20 protein-coding genes are annotated in these 22,068 nt (G+C 68.5%); 13 read left to right on the forward strand and 7 right to left on the reverse strand.

Features of this window, described 5'->3' with window-relative positions:
- Nucleotides 1–8: 8 nt before the first annotated feature.
- Complete coding sequence (gene smeA / locus Q9Q79_RS19375) at nucleotides 9–1,205, reverse strand: multidrug efflux RND transporter periplasmic adaptor subunit SmeA (RefSeq protein WP_201861628.1); 1,197 nt, start codon at nucleotides 1,203–1,205, stop codon at nucleotides 9–11.
- Nucleotides 1,206–1,322: 117 nt separating this feature from the next.
- Here smeA and baeS point away from each other — a divergent pair, with 117 nt between their 5' ends.
- From baeS to Q9Q79_RS19425, 10 genes are all read left to right on the forward strand, one after another.
- Nucleotides 1,323–2,726, forward strand: coding sequence for a sensor histidine kinase efflux regulator BaeS (baeS, locus tag Q9Q79_RS19380; RefSeq protein WP_012481545.1), 1,404 nt, complete (start codon nucleotides 1,323–1,325; stop codon nucleotides 2,724–2,726).
- Nucleotides 2,723–3,412, forward strand: a complete 690-nt coding sequence (locus tag Q9Q79_RS19385; RefSeq protein ID WP_005414809.1) for a response regulator — start codon at nucleotides 2,723–2,725, stop codon at nucleotides 3,410–3,412. Before baeS ends, Q9Q79_RS19385 begins: the two co-directional genes overlap by 4 nt.
- Nucleotides 3,413–3,544: 132 nt before the next feature.
- A complete protein-coding gene (locus tag Q9Q79_RS19390) occupies nucleotides 3,545–4,366 on the forward strand; it encodes a nucleotidyltransferase domain-containing protein (protein ID WP_005411529.1) in 822 nt (273 codons plus the stop codon).
- Between the two features lie 140 nt (nucleotides 4,367–4,506).
- On the forward strand, nucleotides 4,507–5,037 hold the full coding sequence (locus Q9Q79_RS19395) for a gamma carbonic anhydrase family protein (protein WP_197614645.1): 531 nt from the start codon (nucleotides 4,507–4,509) through the stop codon (nucleotides 5,035–5,037).
- Nucleotides 5,038–5,160: 123 nt separating this feature from the next.
- On the forward strand, nucleotides 5,161–5,850 hold the full coding sequence (locus tag Q9Q79_RS19400; RefSeq protein ID WP_197614646.1) for an RDD family protein: 690 nt from the start codon (nucleotides 5,161–5,163) through the stop codon (nucleotides 5,848–5,850).
- On the forward strand, nucleotides 5,847–6,839 hold the full coding sequence (locus Q9Q79_RS19405) for a stage II sporulation protein M (protein WP_201861625.1): 993 nt from the start codon (nucleotides 5,847–5,849) through the stop codon (nucleotides 6,837–6,839). Before Q9Q79_RS19400 ends, Q9Q79_RS19405 begins: the two co-directional genes overlap by 4 nt.
- On the forward strand, nucleotides 6,829–8,451 hold the full coding sequence (locus tag Q9Q79_RS19410) for a DUF4129 domain-containing protein (protein WP_099473917.1): 1,623 nt from the start codon (nucleotides 6,829–6,831) through the stop codon (nucleotides 8,449–8,451). The genes Q9Q79_RS19405 and Q9Q79_RS19410 overlap by 11 nt, the downstream gene beginning before the upstream one ends.
- Nucleotides 8,448–9,632 carry a DUF4350 domain-containing protein gene (locus tag Q9Q79_RS19415; protein WP_033833771.1) on the forward strand — a complete coding sequence of 395 codons (1,185 nt, stop codon included), beginning with the start codon at nucleotides 8,448–8,450 and terminating at the stop codon, nucleotides 9,630–9,632. Before Q9Q79_RS19410 ends, Q9Q79_RS19415 begins: the two co-directional genes overlap by 4 nt.
- Nucleotides 9,629–10,615 carry a MoxR family ATPase gene (locus Q9Q79_RS19420; RefSeq protein ID WP_005411535.1) on the forward strand — a complete coding sequence of 329 codons (987 nt, stop codon included), beginning with the start codon at nucleotides 9,629–9,631 and terminating at the stop codon, nucleotides 10,613–10,615. The genes Q9Q79_RS19415 and Q9Q79_RS19420 overlap by 4 nt, the downstream gene beginning before the upstream one ends.
- The gene (locus Q9Q79_RS19425) at nucleotides 10,612–11,910 is read left to right on the forward strand and encodes a DUF58 domain-containing protein (protein ID WP_049397688.1); all 1,299 of its coding nucleotides are present in this window, start codon (nucleotides 10,612–10,614) and stop codon (nucleotides 11,908–11,910) included. The genes Q9Q79_RS19420 and Q9Q79_RS19425 overlap by 4 nt, the downstream gene beginning before the upstream one ends.
- 138 nt (nucleotides 11,911–12,048) lie before the next feature.
- Here Q9Q79_RS19425 and Q9Q79_RS19430 read toward each other — a convergent pair whose 3' ends face one another.
- From Q9Q79_RS19430 to Q9Q79_RS19440, 3 genes are read right to left on the reverse strand one after another with little or no spacing between them, the layout of a single operon-like run.
- Entirely contained in the window at nucleotides 12,049–12,696 is a 648-nt protein-coding gene (locus Q9Q79_RS19430; protein WP_099527031.1) for a hypothetical protein, read from the reverse strand.
- Nucleotides 12,696–13,874, reverse strand: a complete 1,179-nt coding sequence (locus tag Q9Q79_RS19435; RefSeq protein WP_099527030.1) for a glutathionylspermidine synthase family protein — start codon at nucleotides 13,872–13,874, stop codon at nucleotides 12,696–12,698. Before Q9Q79_RS19435 ends, Q9Q79_RS19430 begins: the two co-directional genes overlap by 1 nt.
- Nucleotides 13,875–13,881: 7 nt before the next feature.
- The gene (locus tag Q9Q79_RS19440; protein ID WP_005411539.1) at nucleotides 13,882–14,454 is read right to left on the reverse strand and encodes a DUF1190 domain-containing protein; all 573 of its coding nucleotides are present in this window, start codon (nucleotides 14,452–14,454) and stop codon (nucleotides 13,882–13,884) included.
- A 457-nt stretch (nucleotides 14,455–14,911) separates the two neighbouring features.
- Here Q9Q79_RS19440 and ilvD point away from each other — a divergent pair, with 457 nt between their 5' ends.
- On the forward strand, nucleotides 14,912–16,750 hold the full coding sequence (gene ilvD, locus Q9Q79_RS19445) for a dihydroxy-acid dehydratase (protein ID WP_065183892.1): 1,839 nt from the start codon (nucleotides 14,912–14,914) through the stop codon (nucleotides 16,748–16,750).
- Between the two features lie 138 nt (nucleotides 16,751–16,888).
- On the forward strand, nucleotides 16,889–17,506 hold the full coding sequence (locus Q9Q79_RS19450; protein WP_099524117.1) for a hypothetical protein: 618 nt from the start codon (nucleotides 16,889–16,891) through the stop codon (nucleotides 17,504–17,506).
- Nucleotides 17,507–17,674: 168 nt separating this feature from the next.
- Here Q9Q79_RS19450 and dinG read toward each other — a convergent pair whose 3' ends face one another.
- The 3 genes from dinG to aroE form a co-directional block, all read right to left on the reverse strand.
- A complete protein-coding gene (gene dinG / locus Q9Q79_RS19455) occupies nucleotides 17,675–19,777 on the reverse strand; it encodes an ATP-dependent DNA helicase DinG (RefSeq protein WP_005411541.1) in 2,103 nt (700 codons plus the stop codon).
- A 167-nt stretch (nucleotides 19,778–19,944) separates the two neighbouring features.
- Complete coding sequence (locus Q9Q79_RS19460) at nucleotides 19,945–20,298, reverse strand: hypothetical protein (RefSeq protein WP_005411542.1); 354 nt, start codon at nucleotides 20,296–20,298, stop codon at nucleotides 19,945–19,947.
- 3 nt (nucleotides 20,299–20,301) lie between these two features.
- Nucleotides 20,302–21,147: a shikimate dehydrogenase gene (aroE, locus tag Q9Q79_RS19465; RefSeq protein WP_033833778.1), complete on the reverse strand. Its 846-nt coding sequence runs from the start codon at nucleotides 21,145–21,147 to the stop codon at nucleotides 20,302–20,304.
- A gap of 49 nt (nucleotides 21,148–21,196) precedes the next feature.
- Between aroE and Q9Q79_RS19470 the strand changes: the two genes are divergently transcribed.
- Nucleotides 21,197–22,060: a PD40 domain-containing protein gene (locus Q9Q79_RS19470; RefSeq protein WP_049417654.1), complete on the forward strand. Its 864-nt coding sequence runs from the start codon at nucleotides 21,197–21,199 to the stop codon at nucleotides 22,058–22,060.
- Nucleotides 22,061–22,068 lie beyond the last annotated feature (8 nt).

The raw sequence follows: 22,068 nt of genomic DNA on the forward strand, positions 1-22,068 counted from the left end.
GCCAGGCCTCAGTGCGACTTTTCGTCGGTGTTGCCGTTCGGATCGACCGCCGGCATCGCCGCCAACTGCGCCATCGTGGCCGCCACCGCTTTCACCTGCTGACCGAGCGATACCGCGCTGCCGTTGCTGACGATCACCCGTTCGCCAGCCTTGAGGCCGCTGGTGATCTGCCACTGGTTACCGACCACCTGGCCGGTGCTGACGCGGCGCTCGACCACATGATCCTTGGCGTCGAGCAGGCGCAGCAGCGGTTCGCCGCGCTCGTTGCGCACCACCGCCTTCTGCGGCACCAGCAGGGCACGCGCGTCGGTGGCCATCGGCAGCACCGCCTTCAGGTACATGCCCGGCAATAGCAGGCCGTCCGGGTTCGGAATGACCGCGCGCAGCTTCACGTTGCCGGTGCCCGGATCCACTGCGCTGCCGACGAACTCCAACGTGCCTTCATGCGCGTAGGTGCTGCCGTCCTCCAGCAGCACCTTTACCTGTGCCTTGCCATCGATGGCCTTCACCAGGCCCGCATCGAGCTGCTTGCGCAGCGCCAGCATCTGCGTGCTGGACTGGGTGACATCCAGGTACACCGGGTCCAGCCGCTGGATGGTGGTCAGCGCCGTATCCTGGCCGGCCGCGACCAGCGCGCCGGCGGTGGCGCTGGAGGTGCCGATGCGACCGTCGATGGGGGCGGTCACCCGGGTGTAGTCGAGGTTGATGCGGGCAGCCTGCAATGCAGCGCGCGCGGCAATCACGTTGGCCTGCGCCTGCTTCAATGCCGAGGTGGCATCGTCGGCGTCCTGCTTGCTGGCTGCATCCATGCTCACCAGCGCACGGGTACGCTCGGCCTTCGGCTGTGCCGACAACACGGTGGCCTCGGCCTGCGCCAGCTGCCCGCGGGCGGTATCGAAGGCCGCCTGGTACGGTGCCGGGTCGACCTGGTACAGCAGCTGCCCTGCCTTGACCTGCTGGCCTTCGGTGAACAACCGCTGGCGGATCAGGCCGCCGATCTGCGGCCGCACCTCGGAGATCTCGAACGGCACGGCACGGCCGGGCAAGGTCTGCTGGAGTGCCAGCGGCTGCGCGCGGGCGATGATGACGCCCACTTCGGGCATGGCCGGGGCATCGGTCCTGCCCGCCGAACAGGCCGCCAGGGCCAGCAGCAGGGGCAACAGCAGGGGACGCGGGGAACGGGACAGCGGGCGCAGGAGGGACATGGGGGGCGTGGGGGCCTTGCGTTGACCCGTGCACGCTGCCGTGAAACTGTGCAGAGAATATGGAGATTGTGCGACGGGCTCAGCTGACGCTTGCTTTCGGCGCCGCATGCGCCGCTAATGGCCTTCGCGATGGCGAAGTTCCAACTCAAATTCGGCCTGACCGCGAAGACCTTCCTCGCGATCTTCACCGCCTGCCTGCTGGTGCTGGCAGTGAACGGTATTGCCAGCCGCGTGGCCTTCCAGACCGGCTTCCTGGACTACCTCAACGACCAGGGCGACCTGCGCATGCAGCGGCTGATGCCACACCTGCAGCGCGAGTACCGCGAGCACGGTGGCTGGGAGCATCTGCACGGTGATGGCGACCGCTGGGCGCGGCTGCTGCGCCCGGACCTGGCCCATGGGCACGAAGGACCGGTGCCGTCGCTGTCCGACCAGACCGGCGTGCCGTCGCGCCTGGGCCTGTTCGACGCGCAGCACCGTTTCGTGGCCGGCAACCCCGACGCCACCAGCGATGACGAGCCGCATGCGGTGCAGGTGGACGGGCAGACCGTCGGTTGGCTGGGCATGGTGCCGTTCCAGACCGTCATCGCCACCAACGACCTGAACTTCTACAACACCCAGGTGCGCGCCTGGTGGGTGATCGGCATCGCGCTACTGCTGGTGACGGTACTGCTGGCCTGGCTGGTATCGCGTGCGCTGCGCCAGCGCCTTGCCAAGCTGGCCGCTGCCACCCACCGGTTGGCCGCCGGTGACTACGCCACCCGCATCGAGCGCACCAGTGACGATGAGCTGGACGCGCTGGTCAACGACTTCAACCGGATGGCGCAGGCGCTGGACGATACCGAACGCAACCGCCGCGCCTTCATTGCCGACATCTCGCATGAGCTGCGCACGCCATTGGCCGTGGTGCGCGCCGAGCTGGAGGCGATCGAAGATGGCATCCGTCCGCTGGACCGGGCCAACCTGGTGGGCCTGCAGGGCGAGATCCGCCAGCTGGGCAAGCTGATCGACGACCTGCACGACCTGTCGATGACCCAGTCCGGCGGCCTGGCGTACCGCTTCGCGCCACTGGACCTGGTGGCGCTGCTGCGCAGCGAACTCAATGGCATGCGCGTGCGCTTCGCCAATGCAGGCCTGGCGTTGGAAGAAGACCTGCCCGCCACGCCGTTGCAGGTGTCCGGTGACGAGCGGCGCCTGCAGCAGGTGCTGGCCAACCTGCTGGAAAACGCACTGCGCTACACCCATGCCGGTGGCCGCGTACGCGTGCAGGCAGCGCGCGTGCCTGCCGGCGTGCAGCTGGTCGTGGAAGACACCGCGCCGGGCGTTCCGCCCGACAAGTGTGCACTGCTGTTCGAACGCTTCTACCGCGTGGAAAGTTCGCGCAACCGCGCCAGTGGCGGCAGCGGGCTGGGCCTGGCCATCAGCCACAACATCATCCTCGCCCACCACGGCGTCATCCACGCCGCGCCCTCGCCGCTGGGCGGGCTGCGCGTGGTCATCACCCTGCCGGAGCCTGCATGAGCACGTCGCCCGCCACGTCCACGAAGATCCTGATCGTCGAGGACGAGCCACGCCTGGCCTCGGTACTGCGCGACTACCTGGCCGCCGCCGGCATGGCCAGCGAGTGGGTGGACGACGGTGGCCAAGTGATCGACGCGTTCGCGCGCTACCAGCCCGACCTGGTGCTGCTGGACCTGATGCTGCCGCAGCGCGACGGCGTGGACCTGTGCCGCGAACTGCGTGCCAGCAGCGATGTACCGGTCATCATGGTCACCGCACGGGTGGAAGAGATCGACCGCCTGCTGGGCCTGGAGATCGGCGCCGACGACTACATCTGCAAGCCGTTCAGTCCGCGCGAAGTGGTCGCGCGGGTGATGGCGGTGCTGCGCCGCTACCGCCCGGACCCGGGTGCGCGCGCCAACGGTGGCCTGCACATCGACGAGCCGGCCGCACGCGCCACCTGGAACGGCAAGGGCCTGGATCTGACGCCGGTGGAGTACCGCCTGCTGCGCACGCTGCTGGCCACCCCAGGCCGGATCTGGGCGCGCGATGAACTGCTCGACCGGCTGTACCTGGACCATCGCGTGGTGGTCGACCGCACCGTCGACAGCCATGTGCGCAACCTGCGCCGCAAGCTGGCCGACGCCGGCATGGAAGGCGAGCCGATCCGTTCGGTGTACGGCATGGGCTACAGCTACGAGCCCTAGCCGGTAGTGCCGGCCGCTGGCCTGCAACCGCAGAATTCCAAGTGCGCCCATGAGCTTGCCGGCCAGCGGCCGGCACTACCGGTGCGCACTTGCGTTACAGTCGAGCACGCTCGACATTACGAACACAACTGCATGGACGACATCCACCCGATCGCGCCGGACAAGCGCGCCGCCATCCTTTCCACCCTGGCTGACATCGAACAGCGCTACGACGTACGCGTGCTGCTGGCCTGCGAGTCGGGCAGCCGCGGCTGGGGCTTTTCCTCGCCCGACAGCGACTACGACGCGCGCTTCATCTACGTGCATCGCCAGCCTTGGTATCTCAGCGTCAACGAGAGCACCGGTCCCGGCGAAGCGCAGCGCGATGTGATCGAACTGCCGATCGACGATGAGCTCGACGTGAGCGGCTGGGACCTGCGCAAGGCACTGCGACTGGTTTCAAAATCCAATCCGACCCTGATCGAGTGGCTGCGCTCGCCGATCGTCTACCAGCAGGATCAGGCGGCGGTGTCACAGTTGTGGGAAGCAGCGAAAGCGTTCCATTCACCGCTGGGCACCTGGTGGCACTACTTCAACATGGCGCGCTCGAACCATCGCGGCTACCTGCGTGGCGAAACGGTGCGCACCAAGAAGTACCTGTACGTGCTGCGCCCACTGCTGGCCTGCCAGTGGATAGAGCACGAACAGACACCCCCGCCGATGGCCTTCGAGGATCTGCTGGACCGGCTGCTGCCAGACGGTGCGGTGCGTGAAGTCATCGATGCCTTGCTGGCGGTCAAGCGGGCCAGCGCCGAGGTCGCCGCCGGGCCACGCATTGCGGCGATCAGCGACTACATCGATCGTGAACTGGCCATCCGGACTGCGCAGGCGCCACAGCTGCCCGCCGGACGAGGTGATGCTGCGTGGCTGGATGAGCTGTTCCGGCAGATGCTGGCCGAGCACGCGCCTGCGTGAAGAGCCGCACCTGCCTCTGGTAGTGCCGGCCGCTGGCCGGCAACCACGGAAATCCAGGCGTGCCGCGCGGTTGCCGGCCAGCGGCCGGCACTACCACACGGGTATCATCGTCGCGAACGCCCTGATTTCCGGAGACCCCGATGAACCCGCTGCGCCCCTTCCGCGACAAGATGCCCGTCCTCGGCGAGCGCGTGTACATCGACCCGTCGTGCACGATCATCGGCGACGTGGAACTGGGCGACGACGTGTCGGTGTGGCCGGGCACGGTCATCCGCGGTGACGTCAATTACGTACGCATCGGTGCACGCACCAACGTGCAGGACGGCACCATCATCCACGTCAGCCACCACAGCCCGTACAACAAGGCCGGCTACCCGACCCTGATCGGCGAAGGCGTGACCGTCGGCCACGGCTGCATCATCCACGCCTGCACGATCGGCGATTACAGCCTGATCGGCATGGGCGCCTGCATCCTCGACGGTGCCCGCGTTGAACGCCACGGCTTCGTCGGTGCCGGCGCGGTGATCGGTCCCGGCAAGCTGGTGGGCGAAGGCGAGCTGTGGGTCGGCAATCCGGCCCGGCCGGCACGCACGCTGAGCGACAAGGAGATCGAGTCACTGCACTATTCGGCCGACCACTACGTGCGGCTGAAGGACGAATACCGGGGCTGAGCAGCCAACGCTGCCGCGCGGCTCTGCTAAAGTCTGGGCCCGACCAGGACCTGTCGAGACCCCCATGCCTGTGGTTGCCAGCCGGAGAGGACTCCGGCGCCCACAACGAAGGCCACCGCGCTGATGGCCGCACCGATGCTCGATACCTACCGTGAGGTGGTGACGCCGGAGGGTGTGCTGCTTCAGTTGCCGGCAGCCGGACCGCTGCCGCGGGCCATGGCCTGGCTGGTCGATCTTGGCGTGCGCATCGCGGTACTGGTGCTGATGGCGATTCCGCTGGCGGTGCTGGACGAATTCGGCTCCGGCCTCAACCTGGTGCTGATGTTCCTGGCCTACTGGGTCTACCCGATCGTGTGCGAGGCGCTGTGGGGCCGTACCCTGGGCAAGCGCGCGCTGGGCCTGCGCGTGCTGTCCCGCGATGGCGCGCCCGTGGGCTGGATGGCGGCGATCACCCGCAACCTGCTGCGCACGGTGGACATGCTGCCGTTCGGCTATGCACTGGGCCTGGTCAGCAGCCTGTTCGATCCGCACGGCCGCCGCCTCGGCGACCTGGTGGCCGGCACCGTGGTGGTGCACGCGCCTGTGATGTACCTGCCGCCGCCACCTACCATCGACAGCGTGCTGGCCCCGCCGCAGCCACTGCGGCCGGAGGAACAGGCCGCGCTGATGGCCTTCGCCGAGCGCGCGCCACGGCTGTCGGCGGCACGCCAGCAGGAGCTGGCCGGCATTGCCGAGCCCCTGACCGGCACCCACGGCCAGGTCGCCGTGCTGCGCCTGTACGCCATGGCCAACTGGCTGCTGGGGCGGCGATGAAACAGGAACAGTTCGTCGCCCGCTACCAGCAGGAATGGCAGGAGCTGGAACAGTGGCTGCTACTGCGTGCCGGCGCCTCGCGCCGCGCGCGCCGCAAGGCCAGCGGCCTGGCACTGGACGATACCGCCGTCCCGCAGCGCTACCGGCGCCTGTGCCAGCAGCTGGCGCTGGCCCGCGAGCGCGGTTACAGCCCGCAGCTGCTCCAGCGCCTGCAGCAGCTGATGCAGCAGGGCCACAGCGTGCTGTACCGCACACGGCCGACGCGCTGGCGCGCCGCGCTGGAATTCCTGGTGGCCGACTTCCCGCTGCTCGTGCGCAGCCAGGCACGCAGCATGTGGGTGGCGCTGGCGATGTTCGCGCTGCCGGCAATCGCCTGCTTCGTGCTTGTACAGGTCTACCCGGACCTGATCCACACGTTGATGGACAACCGCCAGATCGCCGCGATGGAGCGCATGTACGACCCTGCCGCCGAACGACTGGGCCGCGACAGCGGTACCGACTGGATGATGTTCGGCCACTACATCCTCAACAACATCAGCATTGCCCTGCGCACCTTCGCCAGCGGCCTGCTGGCCGGGCTGGGTACGCTGCTGGTGCTGCTGTTCAACGGCGTCACCATCGGCGCAGTGGCCGGCCACCTGCAGCACATCGGACACGGTGGACCATTCTGGCGCTTCGTGGCCGGCCATGGCGCGTTCGAGCTGACCGCGATCGTGATCGCCGGCGGTGCCGGCCTGCAGCTGGGCATGAAGCTGCTGGCACCGGGCCGGCGCAGCCGCCTGGACGCGCTGGTCGACGGTGGCCGTATCGGTGCGCGGCTGTGCCTGGGCGTGGCGTTCATGCTGCTGGTCGCAGCCTTCATCGAAGCGTTCTGGTCGTCGATCGCCGAAGTCCCCGCATCGACCAAGTTCGGCGTCGCCGGAGTGCTCTGGGCCGGCGTGCTGCTGTGGCTGTGGCGTGGCGGGCGTGGAGGCGGCCATGCGCATTGACCGTCTGGACGTGGTGCTGCGTGCACGCAGCGGCTGGGAAGCGATGGAGCTGGGCAGTGCCCTCGCCCGCCGCCATGCGCGCGCCGTGTGGGGCAGCTGGCTGCTGGCCAGTGCTCCGTTGTTCGTGATCTTCAACGCGCTGGGATGGTGGCTGGATGCCTTCGGCTGGGCCTGGCTGGCGATGTGGTGGTGCAAGCCACTGTTCGAGCGTGCGCCGCTGTATGTGCTGTCACGCGGCATCTTCGGCGAACCGGTCAGCACACTTTCGGCCCTGCGTGCGCAGCGCCACTGGGGCAACACTGGTTCCTGGGGCTACCTGGGCTGGCGTCGCTTCAGCGTGCTGCGCAGCCTGTGCCTGCCGGTGAACCTGCTGGAAGGCAACGCACCGGGCCAGCGCGGTCCACGCCGCCGTGCGGTGGCTGCCGGCGCCGCAGGTGCGGCGACAGTGCTGACCGTGACCTGCATGGCGTTCGAAGCGGTGCTGGTGTCCGGCGCCATCGGTGCAGTGTTCATGTTCATGCCACTGGACCTGATGTCCGAATCCTGGCGTGCGGCGTGGGACATGATCGGCAAGGACACGCCGGCATGGGCACGCTTCGGTTTCAATCTGGCCTGCTGGCTGGCCTCGGCGCTGATCGGCCCGTTCTTCGTCGGTGCGGGCTTTGGCCTGTACTTGAACCGGCGTACGCAGATGGAAGCCTGGGACGTCGAAATCGCCCTGCGCCGCCTGCGCGATCGCCTGCTGCCGGCGGCATCGACGCTGGCGCTGCTGCTGTGCCTGGCACTGCCGCTGGTCTCCGCCCCGGTGCATGCGCAGGACGCAGATGCCGAGCCCGGGCGCGCAATGGGCAAGCCCAACGCCAGTGACATCGCCGCCGAAGACGACGACGATGAACCGACCATCGACCCGGCCAACACGCCGGCCACCATCTTCGGTGGCACGCCGGTGGACACCGCCGGTTTCCGTCAAGCGGTTAACCGCGCCTATGAGGACCCGCTGCAGCGCCCGACCCGCGAGGTCACCCGCTGGAAGCCGATCGAGCAGGCCGAGGAAAAAAAGAAGGAAGACAAGCAGCTGCAGCGTGACACCAACAGCAAAGGTGAACGCAAAGCGCGCAGGGACGGCATCGCCTGGCTGGCACGGCTGGCCGAATGGGGCCTGTGGGGCCTGCTCGGCATCCTGCTGCTGGTGCTGCTGCTGACCGCGCGGCTGTGGCTGCCATGGCTGCGTGGCAGTGGCCGGCGCAAGGCCGACGCTGCACCGGAGGTGCTGGAGAAACAGGTGGAGTTGCCGGTGGTGCTGCCGCCGGACGTGGCCACCCAGGCTGGCCTGCTCTGGGACCAGGGCCGGCCGCGGCAGGCGCTGGCCCTGCTGTACCGCGCCAGTGTGCGCACGGTGGGCGAGCGCAGCGGTATCGCGCTTCCACCCGGTGCCACCGAAGCGCAATGCCTGCGCGCGTCGCGGCGCATGCCTGATGCCACCGATCGTGACCTGTTCGCGCGCATCGTGCGCATGTGGCAGTACGCCGCCTACGGTGGCCGCCTGCCCAGCCGCGCCGATTTCGATGCATTGGCCGATACCCTGCGCCAGCAGTACGGGTGGCAGGCATGAGTCCGCGCCTGTTCTGGTCGCTGCTGCTCGGTGCATTGGTGCTGTTCGGTGTACCGCTGACCATCCTCTACCTGCGCACGCACGAACGGGTGACCGAGACGATCCGGCTGCCGCCACAGGGCGAAGCCGCCTACAACCCGCTGTACGTACTCGGCCAGGCCCTGCGCGCCGATGGCATTGACGTGCACTCGCGGCCACGGCTGGAACTGCAGCAGATGGCACTGGGGCCGAACGATACGGTGGTGCTGCTGCAGGACAGCAGCGAACTGCCGCCGCCCGTTGCCAGCGCGCTGCTGGACTGGGTCGACGGTGGCGGCCACCTGCTGGTACGTACACCGCCGCCGGCCGAGGACGATGCCGGCAGCACGCAGGGCCCCTTGCTGGACCGGCTGGGCGTGGACAGCCTGTTCCAGCGCAGCGACTGCCAGCCGTTCCATGTCGACGACGATCCTGGCCACGTCGAATTCTGCGGTGGCCGTCGCTTCACCCTGGGTTTTGCCGCCAGTGCGCAGGCCGAACGTCGCTGGGGCACGGATCGCGACCTGGTGTTCGCGCGCCTGCGCCATGGCCAGGGCAAGGTGAGCGTGCTGGCCGACATGGAGTTCATGCGCAGCGAGGTGGACTCACCGGCGGCGCGCCTGGCCTCCGCAGGGGGCAAGGCCAGCGACGGCCTGCACGACGCGTCGCATCGCGACCTGACCCGCTACCTGCTCGATCCGAACTACGGCAAGGGTGCGGTCTGGCTGGTCTATGCCAGCCGCCCGCCGTCGCTGTGGTCGCGCATGTTCTATCAGGGCTGGCCGCTGTGGGCACCGTTGCTGCTGGCCCTGCTGGGTTGGCTGTGGGGCCGCTCGCAGCGCTTCGGCAGCCTGCTGCCGTCGCCGGTTCTGGAACGCCGTTCGCTGCTGGAGCACGTGCGCGCCAGTGGTGAACTGCTGCTGCGTTTCGGCCACGGCGCGCGCCTGTACGAGGCCGTACTCGCCCTGTTCCTGCACCGCCTGCGCCTGCGCGCACCGGTTGCCGCCGCACTCGATGGCGCGCCGCGTGATCAGGCCATCGCCGAGCTGCTGAAGTGGCCGCAGGGCCGCGTTGCCAGCGCGCTCACGCCCCCTCCGCCGCACGATTCCTCCGCCCTGCGCGAGCGCATCCGCTTGCTGCTCCAGATGAGATCCCTGCTATGACCGAAGTCCCCGAGCTGCCGGCGGCCGCCAACGCCCGCCTGATCGAACGCGTCGATGCCATCCGCGATGCCGTCGGCCACGCCTTCATCGGCCAGGCTGATGTGCTGGACCAGATCCTGGTGGCCCTGCTGGCCGGTGGCCACGTGCTGATCGAGGGCGTGCCCGGGCTGGGCAAGACCCTGCTGGTGCGCGCGCTGGCACAGGCCCTGGAACTGGATTACGGCCGCGTGCAGTTCACCCCCGACCTGATGCCCAGCGACGTCAGTGGCCACGCGGTGTACGACCCGAAGAGCGAGAGCTTCAAGATCCGTCGCGGCCCGGTGTTCACCAACCTGCTGCTGGCCGACGAGATCAACCGCGCACCGGCCAAGACCCAGTCGGCGCTGCTGGAAGTGATGCAGGAAGGCCAGGTGACCATCGAAGGCAAGGCCTTCACCCTGGCGCCGCCGTTCATGGCGCTGGCCACGCAGAACCCGCTGGAGCAGGAAGGCACCTACCCGCTGCCCGAAGCACAGCTGGACCGCTTCCTGCTGAAGGTGCTGATCGACTACCCGCAGCTGGAGGACGAGAAGCGCATGGTGACCGCGATCACCAGCGGCCGCGCCGCCAGCGATTTCGACCTGAGCCAGGTGCCGCGCGTGCTCGGTGCCGGCGAACTGCTGGAACTGCAACGTGCCACGGCGGCGATCACCGTCGATGACGAAGTGATCGACTACGCGGTGCGGATTGTGGCGGCCACGAGGCAGTGGCCGGGTATCGCGGTCGGCGCTGGCCCGCGTGGCAGCATCGCGCTGGTACGTGCCTCGCGCGCGCAGGCGGTGTTGGCCGGCCGTGACTTCGTCACCCCCGACGACGTGCGCGACATCGCGCGCCCCGCGCTGCGCCATCGCATCGCGCTGGCACCGGAACTGCAGATCGAAGGCCAGGACGCCGACGACGTGCTGGGTGCACTGCTGGCCAAGGTGGAAGCACCGCGCCGATGAGGCCGGCCCCGCTGCTGCTGGCGCTGCTGCTGGCCTGGGCCGCCCTGGGTGGCCTGGTGCTGGGCGGCCTGCTGCCGCGCTGGAGCTGGGCGCTGGCGGCGGTGGCGATTGCCGTGCCAGCGTTGATGGATCTGTGGCGGCAGACGCGGCGTCCATCGCCGCAGATCCAGCGTGAGCTGCCCGAAGCGCTGGCACTGGGCGTGCGCCGCGAGGCCGCGCTGCGGCTGCAGGCGGACGCATCGATGACGGTGCAGGTGTTCGACCTGGTCCCCGGCGGCTGGCCGCTGGAGTCGCTGCCGCAGCGCGTGCGCCTGAAGCCCGGCAGCGCGTCCACCCTGCACTACCACCTGCAGCCGCTGCAGCGCGGGCGCTTCCGCTTCGACGGCGTGCACCTGCGCATGCGCTCGCCATGGCGGCTGTGGTGGCAGCAACGCACGCTGCCTCCCGTGCTGGACGTGCGGGTCTATCCGAACTTCGTACCGCTCACTCGCTTCGCCCTGTTCAGTGCCGACCAGGCCTCGCGGCTGGTCGGCGCACACGTGAAGCGCCGCCGTGGTGAAGGCACCGACTTCCACCAGATGCGCGAGTACCGCATCGGCGACAGCCTGCGCCAGCTGGACTGGAAGGCCACCGCGCGTGCGCGCAAGCTGGTCTCGCGCGAGTACCAGGACGAGAAGAACCAGCAGCTGCTGCTGATGCTCGACAGTGGCCGCCGCATGCTGGCCAGCGAAGGCGGGCTCTCGCACTTCGATCATGCATTGAACGCCTCTCTGGTGGTGGCCTACCTGGCGCTGCGCCAGGGCGATGCTGCCGGCCTGTTCGCCACCGGTGGCGAGCGCCGCTGGGTGGCACCGCAGCGTGGCATGGGCACGGTCGAGCACCTGCTGCGTGCCAGCTACGATCTGCAGCCGCGCGCGGTGGCCACCGACTACCTGGCCGCCGCCACCGAAGTGTCGCTGCGCCAGCGCCGGCGCGCGCTGGTGATGCTGGTCAGCAACGTGCGCGACGAAGACATCGAGGATCTGCTGGCGGCGGTGCGCCTGCTGCAGAAACGCCACCTGGTGTGCGTGGCCAGCCTGCGCGAGCGCGAACTGGATGCTGTCCTCGATGAAGAGGTGCAGTCGCTGGAGGACGCGGCACAGGCCGGCGCCGCGGCGCTGTACCTGCAGCAGCGCGCGAAAGCGCATGAAGCGCTGCGCAGCGAGAAGGTGATGGTGCTGGACGTGACCGCCGACGCCCTGCCCGGTGCACTGGTGGAGCGCTATCTGGCGGTGAAGCGCGAAGGGTTGCTCTGATACCGGGAGCGGTTGCCGGCCAGCGGCCGGCACTACCGACACATCGCTCTGGTAGGTGCCAACCTTGGTTGGCACGAAACCCACAGCGCCGACCAGGGTCGGCATCTACCAGCAACGGTTGCCGGCCAGCGGCCGGCACTACCCCTGCAGCAATCGCCGCTGCAATCGCTCCACCGCGCGCTGCAGCAACACCCGATTGCGGGCCAGCTTCATCCACTGCGGCAGGCGCGAGAACATGGATCGGTGATGGCCGCGGCTTTCGCGCAATGTCGCGCTGGCGTACTCGTGCAATGCGTGCAGATGTTCAGCGTTATAGGCCCAGAGCAGGCCTGCGCGGGTCTGTTCGACCAGGCACAGCGGCAATCCGAAGTGCGGATCGGCAGGCTCGGCATCACGCAACGGACGCACCGAGACCGAAACATCGGTACTACGATCACATTGCGCGCATCGAGCAGCGAAGGACGCCGGTGCAGGAACGCCAGCGGGAACCCGACGACGCACGTGCAGCCACTGATGCCCACAGAATCCACAAGGTTGGCGGCCCAGCATGTAGACCGCACCGACCCAGTCACCACTGTCCAGTGCAGAACTGCAGCCGGTGCAGCGGAATCGCGCGGTCCACCGGTAAGGTTCCCAGCTGGCGACCACCCAGCCGGGGGTGTCGCAGCGATGGCAACGCACCGCGACACGGTCCGCGAAGGCCTGCAGGCTGCGCCCGTCATCGAAGTGCCGGCCAGGCACGGGCGAAGAACGCCCATGCCGGCCAGGCCAACGCCGCACCGCCATCAGACGTAGATCCGCGTCGGCGCCTCGTCAACGATCGCATGCGGCACGAAGCGCGCACTGTCACGGGTGATCGCGCTGTCGTCTTCGCGGATGCCGATGCCGCAGGCGTGGTCACCCACCACCCAGCTGCCGATCAGCGGATAGCCGCCTTCGAAGCGGGTGAGCGGATGGGCGCGCTGGATGATCGCCGGGCCATCGTAGGGACCGTCGCTGCGCTGGGTGCTGCCATCGGCCAGATGCATCTCGATGTTCGCGCCTTCGCGCGAGAACAGCGGCTTGCGCACCCAGCCCGACGCCAGCGTGCTGCCGTCATCGAAATGCGCTTCCAGCAGGTTCGGATGGCCCACGTTGCGCTGCCACAGCAGCGGCAGGATGCCCTTGTTGCTCAACACCGCCTTCCACGCCGGCTCCAGCAGCTGCACGCCCGAGCCGGGCAGCGCGCGGCCGAATTCCTCGGCCATCAGGTCTTCCAGCGGGTACAGCTTGAACAGCGTGCCGATCACCGAATCGTCCAGCGCGGTGAAGCGGCCGTCCTCGGACAGGCCGATGTCCTCGATGGCGATGGCCTGGCCATGCAGGCCGGCCTGCGAGGCGCAGTCGCGCAGGTAGTCGACGGTGCCGCGGTCTTCTTCGGAACTGCCCACCGCGCTGAAATACAGCGGCGGTGGCAGCTGCGTGGCCAGTTCGCCGAAACGCTCGACCAGCGCTTCGTGGATCGCGTTGAACTGGTCGGCGTGCTGCGGCAGGCGACCGGCGTTGCGCTGGTCTTCCAGCCACTGCCATTGGAAGAAGCTGGCCTCGAACAGCGAGGTCGGCGTGTCGTAGTTCAGTTCGTACAGCTTGGCCGGGCCAGTACCGTCGTAGGCCAGGTCCAGGCGACCGTACAGATGCGGCTGGCGCTGGCGCCAGCTGTCGGCGATCCAGTCGCGGTAATGCGGCGGAATCGCCAGCTGGTCCATCAATCGTTCGCTGGCGATGACATCGCCGACCAGGTCCAGCGCCATCTGGTGCAGCTCGGCGCTGGGGTCTTCGATGTCCTGCTCGATCTGGCGCAGGGTGAACGCGTAGTACGCGCTTTCGTCCCAGTACGGCTGGCCGTCGATGGTGTGGAAGCGGAAACCCGCCTCTTCCGCGCGCGCCCGCCATTGGGCACGCTCGGCAATCCGGATGCGCTGCATGGGTCGATCAGCCGCCGTAGCTGCCGCTGCTGCTGCGGCGCGCGCTGGTGTTGCCGAAGCCACCACGGCTGGCAGTGACCGCACGGTTCGGTTCGCTGGTGACCGGGGCCAGGCCGGCCTTGCCCGCGCCGATGCCGCTGGCGGTGTTCAGGCCACCGGTGCCACCCGGTGCCGGGCGCGCCCAACCCGCGTTCTTGTCCTGGTAGGCCGGCGCCGACGCCGGTGCCTGCGGTGCCAGGCCTCCGCGGTTGCTCAGCATCTGCGACATGAAGAAGCCCATCATCATCGGGCCGATGAACGAGGTACCGGCCGAGGTGTGCTGCTGCACGCACTGCTCCGGCTTGTAATCCTTCTCGCAGGCTTCCCTGCTGGCGTACTTCGGCGCCGCATCGGCGGCCTGCTTCTGCGCTTCGGCGAAGGCATTGCGGCACGACGACGGATCGCCGGTGGCCTCGGTGCAGGCCTCGACCGAGGTGTACAGGCCTTCCTGCACCTTCACCTCCGGCTCCTTCTGGCAGGCGGTGAACAGCAGCGGCGCGGCGCTCATCAGCAGCAGCGCGGTGGTGCGGGAACGTTTCATGGCCTCATGCCCTGTCGACGGATCAATGCCCCAATGATGCCAAATCCGGACCAGCAACCGGAATCGGCAAAGTCCGAAAGATGAACGGACTTTCATTTTCGTCGCTCCAATCAGGAATCGGGGGTCAGAGCCCGTCGCGCAGCAACGGGATCCGACCCCGTCAGATCGCAGGAAACTGTCGAAGGCGGGGTGGGTCCGGTTGCGGGGGCGTGAGCGCCATGGATGGCGCGACCGAGGCTACATGGACGTACTTGCGCCGTCCCCCGCAGCCGGACCCACCCCGCCATCCCACGGATAGCCCAGCTGTTGCTGTTGAGGTTGCCGGCCAGCGGCCGGCACTACCCCGGGTGCAGGGCGCAGCCCTGCCGCTCTCTCCCCGGTGGTTGCAGCAGCAACCGAAAAAATTGGCCATGATCGGCTGACCCCCACGTCGTACGGCCCGCCCGTTCCGCCAGCCATGCCCGAATACCGTTCCCGCACCTCCACCGCCGGCCGCAACATGGCCGGCGCCCGCGCCCTGTGGCGTGCCACCGGCATGAAGGACGGCGACTTCCACAAGCCGATCATCGCCATCGCCAACTCCTTCACCCAGTTCGTGCCCGGCCACGTGCACCTGAAGGACCTCGGCCAGCTGGTCGCGCGCGAGATCGAGCAGGTCGGCGGCGTCGCCAAGGAATTCAACACCATCGCCGTGGACGACGGCATCGCGATGGGCCACGACGGCATGCTGTATTCGCTGCCCAGCCGCGAGATCATCGCCGACGCCGTGGAGTACATGGTCAACGCGCACTGTGCCGACGCGCTGGTGTGCATCAGCAACTGCGACAAGATCACCCCCGGCATGCTGATGGCAGCGCTGCGCCTCAACATCCCGGTGGTGTTCGTTTCCGGCGGACCGATGGAAGCGGGCAAGACCAAGCTGTCCGAGCACAAGCTGGACCTGGTCGATGCGATGGTGGTGGCTGCCGATGACAGCGCTTCCGACGAGAAGGTGGCCGCGTTCGAACGCAGCGCCTGCCCCACCTGCGGCTCCTGCTCGGGCATGTTCACCGCCAACTCGATGAACTGCCTGACCGAAGCACTGGGCCTGTCGCTGCCGGGCAACGGCACCACGCTGGCCACCCATGCCGACCGTGAGGCGCTGTTCCGCCGCGCCGGCCGCCTGATCGTCGAACTCTGCCATCGCTGGTATGGCGGCGAAGACCCGAGCGCGCTGCCGCGCGGCATCGCCACCCAGGCGGCGTTTGCCAATGCGATGACCCTGGACATCGCCATGGGCGGCTCCACCAACACCATCCTGCACCTGCTGGCCGCAGCGCAGGAAGCGGAGGTCGACTTCGACCTGACCCACATCGACGCGCTGTCGCGGCGCGTGCCGCAGCTGTGCAAGGTGGCGCCGAACACACCGAAGTACCACATCGAGGACGTGCACCGCGCCGGCGGTGTGTTCGGCATCCTCGGTGAACTGGACCGCGCCGGCCTGCTCGAAACCACGGTGCCGACCGTGCACAGCGCCAGCCTGGCCGAAGCACTGGAACGCTGGGACGTGGTGCGCAGTGACAACGACACCCTGCACACCTTCTTCAAGGCCGGCCCTGCCGGCATTCCCACCCAGGAGGCCTTCAGCCAGGCCACGCGCTGGCCGACGCTGGACGTAGACCGCGCCGAGGGCTGCATCCGCTCGCTGCAGCATGCGTATTCGCTGGAAGGCGGGCTGGCCGTGCTGCGCGGCAACCTGGCCGTGGATGGCTGCGTGGTGAAGACCGCCGGCGTGGATGAGTCGATCCATGTGTTCGAAGGCCCCGCGCGCGTCTATGAAAGCCAGGACGCCGCCGTCGCCGGCATCCTCGCCGACGAAGTGCAGCCGGGCGAGGTGGTGGTGATCCGCTACGAAGGCCCGAAGGGCGGCCCCGGCATGCAGGAAATGCTGTACCCGACCAGCTATCTGAAGTCGAAGGGGCTGGGCAAGCAGTGCGCACTGCTCACCGATGGCCGCTTCTCCGGCGGCACCTCGGGCCTGTCGATCGGCCATGTCTCGCCGGAAGCCGCCAGCGGGGGTGTCATCGGCCTGGTGGAAGATGGCGACCGCATCCGCATCGACATCCCTGCCCGCCGTATCGACCTGCTGCTGGACGAGGCCGTGCTGGCCCAGCGCCGCAGCGACGCCGATGCGCGTGGTTGGAAGCCGCGCGCACCGCGCCCACGCAAGGTCACCAGCGCGCTGAAGGCTTATGCACTGCTCGCCACCAGCGCCGACAAGGGTGCCGTACGCAACACCGCGCTTCTGGGCGATTGACCGCCATACGGTAGTGCCGGCCGCTGGCCGGCATCTGTACTGCGACGCCCCACATCAATGAGGTTGCCGGCCAGCGGCCGGCGCTACCCATCCTGATCCGTTATGGTGGTCCAGGGAGTCACCAACACGGAGGTTGAGATGATGTTGCTTTCCTTTGCGCTGGCCGCTGCCATGGGCGCGTCTGCGGAGCCGCCCAAAGCCCCCGACTGCAGCTACGACCGTGCAGCGATGCTGGCGATGGAACCTGGTCGATTCGATCAGGACCTGGCAGGTGGCTGGCGCCCGCTGGCCGACCGTGGCTGTACCCGCGAAGCGGCCGACCTGCTGTCCGCCTATGGCGCTCTGCCCAAGGCAGAAGGCAACGTCATCATCACCTGGCATGAGGGCCAGCTGCGCGCGGAGCTGGGGCAGACCGCGCAGGCGATCACGCTGATGGAACGCAGCCACAAACCCGTGAACGCGGGCGACCCGGGTTACTGGAATGCCTACGTGGACGGCATGGTCGCGTTCCTGCGCCAGGACCGCAGCGCCCTGGAGAAGGCTCGTGCGAGGCTGGTCGCAATACCGACGCCCACCGCGATGGCGGAGAACATCAGGGACGGCCGCTACCACTTCACCACCGAGGGCGGGCAGCAGGTGCAGATGCCGTGGCCACCGAACCTGGATGTGCTTGATGGGCTACTGCGCTGCTTCGGCAAACCATACACGGAGGCCTATGGACCAGGCTGCCGGACGCCTGAAACAGGCACCCGGTAACCATCAAGCGCCGCTGTCCGATCGTCAGCCCGTGCGGTAGTGCCGGCCCCTGGCCGGCATCTGTACAGTGCTCGCAAAAAAGGGGACGGAGGGAATTAAGTCGTTTGTGGCTAAAACGACTTAATTCCCTCCGTCCCCATTTTGCCGGCCAGCGGCCGGCACTACCGGTCAGCCGATCACACGCTTGAACGGCGGCAGCGCGTCGATGATGCGCTTGCCGTAGCGGCGAGTCAGCAGCCGCGAATCGAGGATGATCACGCGGCCGGTGTCGGTGGAAGTGCGGATCAGGCGGCCTGCGAACTGGGTCAGCGTGCGCAACGCATGCGGAATGGCGATCAGGTTGAAGGCATTCAGCCCACGCCCCTCGAACCATTCGCTGAGGGTGGCGGTCTGCGGATCGGTCGGCACCGCGAATGGCACCTGGGTGATCACCACCGTGGTGCAGGCTTCACCGGGCAGGTCGAGGCCTTCGCCGAACGAGTTCAGTCCGAACAGCACCGAACCCTCGCCTGCGGCCACGCGGCGCAGGTGCTCGTCGATCAGGCGGGTCTTGGACATCTCGCCCTGCACCAGCACCTGCTTGCGGCGCGCGGCCGACATCAGCCCGGCCACCTTCTCCATCTTCCAGCGCGAGGTGAACAGCACCATCGAGCCTTTGGCCCAGTCCAGCTCGGTGTCGAGATAGCGCGCCACTTCGCGCGGATGGCCTTCGCGGTCGTCCGGAGTGACCGGGAATTTCGGCACGATCAGTTCGGCCTGGTTGGGCAGGTCGAACGGTGACGACAGCGAGACCATCTCGGCCTCTTCCGGAATGCCGTTGTCGATCGCCAGCGACTGGAAATCGCCGCCGCCGGTCAGCGTCGCCGAGGTCATCACCACCGAGTCCACTTCATCCCACAGCAGCTTGCGCAGCACGTGCGCGGCCGAAACCGGCGAGCCGTGCAGCACCAGGTCGCCGTCGCGGGTGGCGGTGACCCAGCGCGCCATCGGCGGCGCACCGTCCTTGTCTTCGCGACGCCAGGCCTGCCACAGGTTGTACTGCTGCTCGATCATTTCCAGCGCCATGCCCAGGTTGCGCTGCAGGCGCTCGCGCGCGGCATCGTCCGGCTTGCCCTTGGCCACCTGCGCGGTGGCGGCGTGCGCCCAGTTGTAGAGGCTGCGGGTATCGTCAGCCAACGCCTCGATCGGCTCGCGCCAGGCCTCGGGCAGTCGCCCATTGGCCGCGCGCCACATCGGCTCTTCGTCCGCCGGCGCCGGCATCCACACCCGCTCGATATGATCGCGGAACGCGCGCAGCTGCTTGGCCACGTTGCTGGCCACCTCGATCGCTTCGTTCGGCAGCAGGTTGCCAAGGCGATCCTTGTCGACCGCGCGGTAGGCGCCGGCGATCAGGATCTGCAGGCGGCCGGTACGCTTGGCCATCTCGTCCAGCGCCAGGCTGGCCGCGCCCTGGTCGATCGCCACGTTGCCGATGTGATGGCCTTCGTCCAGCACCAGCAGCATGTCCGACGGCGGTGCGATCAACGGCTGGCCGTTGTCGCTGTCGCCGATCGACAGCGCCGACAGCAGCAGCGCGTGATTGGTGACCACGATCTGCGCGTCACGCACGGTGTTGCGCGAACGCAGCACCGCGCACTGTGCCGAGTACGCACAACGGCGCCCGGCGCAACCCGAAGCCGGCGTGGTGATGCGGCTGCGCAGGCCGGGGCTGATGGTCTCCGGTGCGTTGTCGATATCGCCATCCCAGCTGCCGCTGGTGAAGGCGTCGGTCAGGCGCTTGGCGATGTCCATTTCGATCGGCGCCAGCGGCCGGTCGAACAGCGGCGCGTCATCCTCGAACATGCCGCCCTGCGAGCCCTCGCCCTGCGCCTCGGCGGCATTGCGCGTGCACAGGTAGCGGGTACGGCCCTTGGCCAGCGCCACGGTCGCCTCCAGGCCGGTGGCTTTCAGGAAATTCGGGATATCGCGCTCGACCAGCTGCGACTGCAGCGCCACGGTGCCGGTGCTGATCACCAGCTTCTTCTTGCTGGCCAATGCGATCGGCACGCCTGCGGTGAGGTAGCCCAGGCTCTTGCCGACGCCGGTGGGCGCCTCGACCACGCCGACGCCACCGCTTTTCGACAGCGCACGCGACACCACGCCGATCATCTGGCTCTGCGAGCGACGGGTGGAAAAGCCGGGGGTATTGGCCTGCAGCGTCGTGTACGCCTTGCGGATCGCGTCCTTCAAGGTGTCATCGAGGGTGCGCGGAGCGGCGACGGTTTCGGTCACGCCGGGAATTACCGTAGCTGGATCAGGCCGGGCATTGTCGCATGGCCGGCCGCATTCACCGCCGCTGGGACCCTGAACGGGCCAGCGACGACGCCCGCTGGCGGTCCCGGTCCAATGGCCGGACCATCCCAGGGGCAGATACGCCGGGCATGGCCCGGCGCGACCGGTCAGGCGGCCGGGAGCGTACGGGTACGCAGCAGGCGCACCAGCGCCCACACCACCAGCACCACACCGATCGCCTCGACCATCGCCAGCGCGAAATGCAGCACGCCGAGGATGGCACTCAAGCTCGACACGGCACTGAAATCACCGCTGCGGACCATCCACATCGGCAGGATGCCCGCCGCCATGCCGCCGAGGCTGGCCAGCAGCAACAGCAGCAGGCCGACCAAGGCACCGGTGCGGGTGGCATCGCGCGGTGCGCCGACCACCCAGACCAGGCCCACGCACAGCGCGATCAGCACCGGCAGGCGCACGCCCACCATGCTCAGCACCGTGACCAGCAGGGTTGTGCCGTCCATCGATCAGTCCTCGCCGGCCAGCACGGCCGAGCCCTGGCGCAGCGACTGGTAGACCTCGTCGGTCTGCGGGCGCACACCGTGCCACTGCAGGAAACTCTCAGCGGCCTGCTCGACCAGCATGCCCAGGCCATCGACCGTATTGCGGCACTCTGCGGCGCGCGCCCAGGCCAGGAAGGCGATCGCCGCTTCGCCGTAGTTGAGGTCGACGGCGGTGGTCATCGAGTTGACCAGCGACAGCGGCAGCTTGAACTCGACGTCACGGTCGCGGCCGGCCGAGGTGGCGTTGACGATCAGTTCGAAGTCACCCAGATCACGCAGGTCTTCCCAGTAGCGGCTGATCGCGCGACCCGGCTCACCCATCGCATCGATCAGTTCATCGGCGCGTTCCGGCGTGCGGTTGACCACCACCAGCTCGGTGATGCCGGCATCAAGCAGCGCCGGGGCGACGCTGCGCGCGGAGCCACCGGCACCGATCAGCAACATGCGGCGGCCACGCAGGTCCAGGCCATGGCGGTCGGTCAGGTCACGCACCAGGCCGATGCCGTCGGTGGTGTCGCCATGCCAGCGGTCGCCCTTGCGCAGCAGCGTGTTGACCGAACCGGCGCGGCGCGCGCGTGCGGTCAGGGTGGTGCACACCGAGAACGCGGCCTCCTTGTGCGGCGAGGTGACGTTGGCGCCGACACCGCCGTCGGCGGCGAAGGCCTCCAGGCCGGCCAGGAACGCCTCCGGGGCCAGGTCGATCGCGCGGTAATCCACCGCGATGCCTTCCTGGCGACCGAACGTCGCGTGGATCTGCGGCGACTTCGAGTGGGCAACGGGGTGTCCGAAGACGGCGTAACGGTCGGTCATGGAATCCTCAAGCTGGCTAGACTGATGCTCTGTTCGTGCATGGAACCGGATGATGCGCATCACCCTGCCCCTGCTGGTGCTTGCCGCCAGTCTACTCTCTGCCCCCGTGGCGATGGCGTTGAACGAGTACGGCATCGAAGGCATGGGCGTGGTCTCGACCCGTGCCGACGAGGGCCGCGCCACGATCAGTGCCGACGGCCAGCGCATCGTCTTCGCCCGCCGCGGCGAAGCCGGCTGGGGCCTGTGGGAGGCGCGCGTGGTCGATGGCCGCTGGCAGCAGGCGCAGGCCCTGCCGGTAGGCGTGGCCGGCGAGGCCCGCGATCCCTACTTCAGCCGCGACGGCCGCTGGCTGTTGTTCGCCGCCGGCCGCGAAGGCGCGCTGGCGCTGTACCGGGCTGCGGTGGAAGCCGATGGCCGGCTGGGCAAGGCGCACCCCATGGCCGGCGACGGTGGACGCCACGAAGAGCGCGGGCCGGCCCTGAGCGCGGACGGCACGCGGCTGCTGTTTGCCCGCCAACAGGGCCGTGGCGCCGGCTGGAACCTGTTCGTGGCGACGCTGGATGCGCAGGGCATGCGCGGCCCGGCCACCGCATTGACAGCGTTGAACAGCGCCGATGACGAGACCGACGGCGACTGGCTGGGCAACGATGGCGCAGTGGTGTTCAGCCGCGGCAACGGCACGACCGCACAGGTGTGGAGCAGCGGCTGCGCGTGGAGTGGCGCGGCCCTGCAACCGTTGGGACTGTCGTTCAACCAGACCGGCGGCTGGACCGGCGCGCCGGTGATCGACAACGCCAAGCCAGGCGAAATGATGGTGGCCAGCAGCGCGGCCAGGGCACCGCGTGCCGGTGGCGTGGACGTGTACCGGTTGGCGGTGCCGAAGGTGGCGGCGGTGGCCGGGTGCGTGCGGTAGATCCACGC

It is taken from the genome of Stenotrophomonas sp. a6 (assembly GCF_030913325.1).
Lineage (GTDB): Bacteria > Pseudomonadota > Gammaproteobacteria > Xanthomonadales > Xanthomonadaceae > Stenotrophomonas > Stenotrophomonas maltophilia.

Coding starts and splice junctions, on each gene's coding strand:
- ilvD (WP_065183892.1), top strand. CDS start 14,912: ATGCCCGAATACCGTTCCCGCACCTCCACCGCCGGCCGCAACATGGCC.
- Q9Q79_RS19400 (WP_197614646.1), top strand. CDS start 5,161: ATGGCCGCACCGATGCTCGATACCTACCGTGAGGTGGTGACGCCGGAG.
- Q9Q79_RS19385 (WP_005414809.1), top strand. CDS start 2,723: ATGAGCACGTCGCCCGCCACGTCCACGAAGATCCTGATCGTCGAGGAC.
- Q9Q79_RS19410 (WP_099473917.1), top strand. CDS start 6,829: ATGCGCATTGACCGTCTGGACGTGGTGCTGCGTGCACGCAGCGGCTGG.
- Q9Q79_RS19420 (WP_005411535.1), top strand. CDS start 9,629: ATGACCGAAGTCCCCGAGCTGCCGGCGGCCGCCAACGCCCGCCTGATC.
- baeS (WP_012481545.1), top strand. CDS start 1,323: ATGGCCTTCGCGATGGCGAAGTTCCAACTCAAATTCGGCCTGACCGCG.
- smeA (WP_201861628.1), bottom strand. CDS start 1,205: ATGTCCCTCCTGCGCCCGCTGTCCCGTTCCCCGCGTCCCCTGCTGTTG.
- Q9Q79_RS19430 (WP_099527031.1), bottom strand. CDS start 12,696: ATGGCGGTGCGGCGTTGGCCTGGCCGGCATGGGCGTTCTTCGCCCGTG.
- Q9Q79_RS19415 (WP_033833771.1), top strand. CDS start 8,448: ATGAGTCCGCGCCTGTTCTGGTCGCTGCTGCTCGGTGCATTGGTGCTG.
- Q9Q79_RS19395 (WP_197614645.1), top strand. CDS start 4,507: ATGAACCCGCTGCGCCCCTTCCGCGACAAGATGCCCGTCCTCGGCGAG.
- Q9Q79_RS19460 (WP_005411542.1), bottom strand. CDS start 20,298: ATGGACGGCACAACCCTGCTGGTCACGGTGCTGAGCATGGTGGGCGTG.
- Q9Q79_RS19405 (WP_201861625.1), top strand. CDS start 5,847: ATGAAACAGGAACAGTTCGTCGCCCGCTACCAGCAGGAATGGCAGGAG.
- Q9Q79_RS19390 (WP_005411529.1), top strand. CDS start 3,545: ATGGACGACATCCACCCGATCGCGCCGGACAAGCGCGCCGCCATCCTT.
- Q9Q79_RS19470 (WP_049417654.1), top strand. CDS start 21,197: ATGATGCGCATCACCCTGCCCCTGCTGGTGCTTGCCGCCAGTCTACTC.
- Q9Q79_RS19440 (WP_005411539.1), bottom strand. CDS start 14,454: ATGAAACGTTCCCGCACCACCGCGCTGCTGCTGATGAGCGCCGCGCCG.
- Q9Q79_RS19425 (WP_049397688.1), top strand. CDS start 10,612: ATGAGGCCGGCCCCGCTGCTGCTGGCGCTGCTGCTGGCCTGGGCCGCC.
- Q9Q79_RS19450 (WP_099524117.1), top strand. CDS start 16,889: ATGATGTTGCTTTCCTTTGCGCTGGCCGCTGCCATGGGCGCGTCTGCG.
- Q9Q79_RS19435 (WP_099527030.1), bottom strand. CDS start 13,874: ATGCAGCGCATCCGGATTGCCGAGCGTGCCCAATGGCGGGCGCGCGCG.
- aroE (WP_033833778.1), bottom strand. CDS start 21,147: ATGACCGACCGTTACGCCGTCTTCGGACACCCCGTTGCCCACTCGAAG.